Source organism: Burkholderia sp. SR8 (genome assembly GCF_052851275.1).
The window spans coordinates 1-3,661 of sequence record NZ_JAULUC010000058.1; the positions used below are offsets into that span (position 1 = coordinate 1).

At 62.3% G+C, this 3,661-nt stretch carries 5 protein-coding genes; 3 read left to right on the plus strand and 2 right to left on the minus strand.

The genetic code is table 11. The features are described from left to right. The first annotated feature begins 287 nt into the window (after positions 1-287). From cueR to Q3A80_RS31730, 3 genes are all read left to right on the plus strand, one after another. On the plus strand, positions 288-692 hold the full coding sequence (gene cueR, locus Q3A80_RS31720) for a Cu(I)-responsive transcriptional regulator (RefSeq protein WP_446332725.1): 405 nt from the start codon (positions 288-290) through the stop codon (positions 690-692). 215 nt (positions 693-907) lie between these two features. After that, complete coding sequence (locus tag Q3A80_RS31725) at positions 908-1,054, plus strand: DUF3563 family protein (protein ID WP_080294620.1); 147 nt, start codon at positions 908-910, stop codon at positions 1,052-1,054. A 113-nt stretch (positions 1,055-1,167) separates the two neighbouring features. Beyond that, complete coding sequence (locus tag Q3A80_RS31730) at positions 1,168-1,536, plus strand: hypothetical protein (RefSeq protein ID WP_446332722.1); 369 nt, start codon at positions 1,168-1,170, stop codon at positions 1,534-1,536. A 15-nt stretch (positions 1,537-1,551) separates the two neighbouring features. On the opposite strand, the gene Q3A80_RS31735 is transcribed toward Q3A80_RS31730, so the two are convergent. Both Q3A80_RS31735 and Q3A80_RS31740 read right to left on the minus strand, forming a co-directional pair. Then, positions 1,552-2,397 (minus strand): 23S rRNA (adenine(2030)-N(6))-methyltransferase RlmJ, encoded by an 846-nt coding sequence (locus Q3A80_RS31735; RefSeq protein ID WP_446332723.1) that lies wholly within the window; start codon positions 2,395-2,397, stop codon positions 1,552-1,554. 111 nt (positions 2,398-2,508) lie between these two features. Continuing rightward, positions 2,509-3,480: a potassium channel beta subunit family protein gene (locus tag Q3A80_RS31740; protein ID WP_446332724.1), complete on the minus strand. Its 972-nt coding sequence runs from the start codon at positions 3,478-3,480 to the stop codon at positions 2,509-2,511. Positions 3,481-3,661: the final 181 nt, after the last annotated feature.

Consider the following 3,661-nt stretch of genomic DNA (forward strand, 5'->3'; position numbering starts at 1 on the left):
CGGCGACCAAAACGGCATGTGCAGCGGGGTGTTGGCGGGACGCGGGCGACGACGGGCAGCGCGTCCCGCCACAGATCGCCGCCGACACAAATACCTCATTGTTCCAGGGCCGGGGGCCGGGCGATCGGGCTCCAACCGGTCTTTCCGTCGATCCCGATTGCCGTGCCACCGGTCACCCACGCCCATCCCGGAACGGAGCCGCGCGATTTGATACGATCGATATGGGTTCGTCGGCATCCGTGCCGACGTTCGTGTTCGAATCAGACTTGATGCAGAGAGGGCGGGGAATGAATATCGGCGACGCGTCGCGCGAATCGGGCGTCAGCGCAAAAATGATCCGGTACTACGAACAGGTCGGCCTTCTTGCGCCGAGCAAGCGCAGCGATGCCGGGTACCGGATTTACGGCACGGACGAAGTCCATATCCTGCGTTTCATCCGTCAGGCCCGCCGACTCGGTTTTCTCGTCGAGGATATCCGCAAGCTGCTGATGCTGTGGCAAGACCGTTCTCGAGCCAGCGCGGAAGTGAAGTCGATCGCACTCGAGCACGTGGCCGAACTCGATAAACGCATCGCGGAATTGAGCGACATGCGCGACACGCTGGCCGATCTTGCCGCGCACTGCCACGGTGACCACCGACCCGAATGCCCGATTTTGGCGCGCCTGGCCGACCCGGTCACTGACCCAGATTAGTGCAGGCCTTCGACGCCAAAAATAGGCGCCGAGTAAATGTCGATAAAAATCAATGCGTTACAGAGAGTGTTTCATGATCCATTCCGGATCGGAATGGTTTCCATGCAAGCATTTCACTAGCATCTTGGTGCGGCATCGTTATAATTCGGGATAACCCTATACGGGAAATCCCTGAATCTCGATTCGCCAGGGGTCCCCCTTCCTTGGAGAACATCATGATCGCCTACATCGTCGAAAAGCTGAGCAACTGGTTCGAATCCGCAGAGCGTGAGCGCCGCGAGGCTTACCTCGCTTCGTCGTCGGACATCGTCCAGCTCGAGAGCCGCATCCGTTCGCTCGAAGCCAACGGCTACTCGCTGTAATCGCAGCCGCTGTCAGGTGCCGCGTGGCACCGAGTGAAAAGCAAGCCCCGTATTGACGGGGCTTTGTTTTTTGTGCGGCGGATCTGGCGAAATCGCCCGCGTGGCGCTATGGTATGGACCTCCTTTTCAACCGGAAGAATATGATCATGCGCTTGCGTTTCGATGTGCGTCACGTTTCCCGCGCGCGTCTCGTACTGGGCGCCGCGGTGCTCGTTCATGGCGTCGTGGCCGGTGCCGCGACTTCGTCCAGGCCGCTGATTCTCGATACGCAGCGCGGCATCCAGGACGGCAAGGGCGGCCTGGTATTGCAAACGGCTCCGCTGTCGTCCGAGCCGATCGTCGAACCGGCGGGTCTGCGAACGACGGCCGGCCAGGGAGCGAATTCGTCGGTGCCGCTGTTTGTCGCGCCGTACATCAATGTGCCGGGCTGGGGCGCGTCGCCGGCCAATCAGCCGAGGCCGACCGGGCGACCGCAGCCGTAACGGCATTCTTGCCGTTCAGTTGCCGCGGTGCTCGATCTGGCACCGGGCGCCGCTGTCCTGTCCCAGGCGTTCCACGAGATAGGGCAGTACTTCGTTCATGCTTTGCGCAAGCGTGTACGGCGGATTCAGGATGAACATTCCACTGCCGTAGAGGCCCAGGCCATCCGCAGGCGGATTTGACACCGTCAACGTCAAGTGCAGCCAGTTGTTCGGCTGCAGGCGCTTGAGCTGTTCCGCGAAACGCTGCGATTCCACGCGCGCCACCTGCGGATACCAGATCGCATAACAGCCGGTCGCGAAACGTTTCAGGCATTCCGTCACGCACGTCACGGTACGGGTGTAGTCCTTCTTGTCCTCGTACGACGGATCGATCAGCACCAGCGCGCGTCGCGGCGGCGGCGGCAGCAGTGCCTTGATGCCTTCGAATCCGTCGCCGGCGAAGATCATCGCGCGGCGCCCCGCGTCGCGAAAGTTGTGACGCAACACGTCGATTTCGGTCGTGTGCATTTCGAACAGACGCATACGATCCTGTTCGCGCATCGATCGCCACGCGAGATACGGGGAGCCCGGATAGTAGCGGAGCTCGCCGTCGTCGTTCAGCGCGCGCACTTCGTCGATGTAATCGCCCAGCGCTTCGGGCAGGTTCTTGTCGCTCCACAGTGGACCGATGCCGGTGTCGAACTCGCCTGTTTTGGCCGCGTAGCCGTCGCGCAGCGAATACACGCCTGCGCCCGCGTGCGTGTCGATGTACCAGTACGATTTGTCCTTCTTGTTCAGGTAGCGCAGCAGCTGGACGACGACGGTGTGCTTGAGCACGTCCGCGTGATTGCCTGCGTGAAAACCGTGACGATAACTGAGCATGGCTGACTGCCTGAAACGAAAGGTGAATCGATGAAAACGGACGATCGCGTACGGCCGTCGGGCCGGGCGCCGATGCGGTCGCGTATTGTACGCGAGTGGGCGTGAGTCGCCTTACTCGTAGGTATCGCCGACGGCCTCCGCGATGCGTTGCTTGATCTCGGGCGTCAGCTGCGCGGCGACGTCGATCGCGCGCATGTTGTCGCCAATCTGCTCGATTCGCGACGCGCCCGTAATGACCGAGCTCACGTGCGGATTCGCGAGCACCCATGCGATCGCTAACTGAGCCGTGTTGCAGCCGAGTTCGGCCGCGATCGCGCCGAGCCGCTCGACGACATCGTTGCTGGCCGGATCCGTCAGCCGGTCGCGAAGCCAGTCGTAGCCGTGCAGCTCGGCGCGGCTGCCGGGCGGGACGCCGTTACGGTACTTGCCGGTGAGCAGCCCCGATGCCAGCGGGCTCCAGGTCGTCAGGCCGAGGCCGTAGTCGTCATAGAGCCGTGCATATTCCTGCTCGACCCTCGTACGGTGGAACAAGTTGTACTGCGGCTGTTCGACGACCGGTTTGTGCAGGTGATGCCGCTCGGCGATTCCGTACGCGGCGCGAATCTCGTCGGCGCTCCATTCGGACGTGCCCCAATACAGCGCTTTGCCGCGCGCGATCATGTCGCTCATCGCGCACACGGTTTCCTCGATCGGCGTGTTCGGATCGGGCCGATGGCAATAGACGAGATCGACGTAGTCGAGCTGCAGCCGGCGTAGCGAGCCGTCGATCGCGTTCAGCAGATATTTCCGGTTCAGCGTGTGGTACTGGTTCGGCGCTTCCGCGAGCCCCCAGAAAAATTTCGTGGACACGAGGTAGCTGACGCGCGGCCAGCCGAGCGACTTGAGCGCCTGGCCCATGATTTCCTCGGATTTGCCGCCCGCGTAGACCTCGGCGTTGTCGAAGAAATTGACGCCGGCGTCGCGCGCCGCAGCGAGGCACTCGCGCGCAACCCGCTGGTCGACCTGGTTGCCGTAAGTGACCCACGAGCCGAGCGAAAGCTCGCTGATCTGCAGGCCGGAGCGGCCTAGCCGTCGATAGTGCATGAGAATCTCCCGCGACCCGGAACCGACCTTAAGCTTAGACTTTTTGCGCGCGGATGGCGGGGTCGATCGTGCACAATAGCGGCTGGCCCGCCTGTACGAGCACGCGGCGAAAGCGGATGTGGCGGGATGTGCTTTTTCGATCGGATAACGGAAGGAGACGGACATGGCAGCAGATCTGAGC

Bases quoted from the DNA above. Each gene is read 5' to 3' on its own strand.
- Q3A80_RS31730 (WP_446332722.1), top strand. From the start codon at position 1,168: ATGGACCTCCTTTTCAACCGGAAGAATATGATCATGCGCTTGCGTTTC.
- Q3A80_RS31735 (WP_446332723.1), bottom strand. From the start codon at position 2,397: ATGCTCAGTTATCGTCACGGTTTTCACGCAGGCAATCACGCGGACGTG.
- Q3A80_RS31740 (WP_446332724.1), bottom strand. From the start codon at position 3,480: ATGCACTATCGACGGCTAGGCCGCTCCGGCCTGCAGATCAGCGAGCTT.
- cueR (WP_446332725.1), top strand. From the start codon at position 288: ATGAATATCGGCGACGCGTCGCGCGAATCGGGCGTCAGCGCAAAAATG.
- Q3A80_RS31725 (WP_080294620.1), top strand. From the start codon at position 908: ATGATCGCCTACATCGTCGAAAAGCTGAGCAACTGGTTCGAATCCGCA.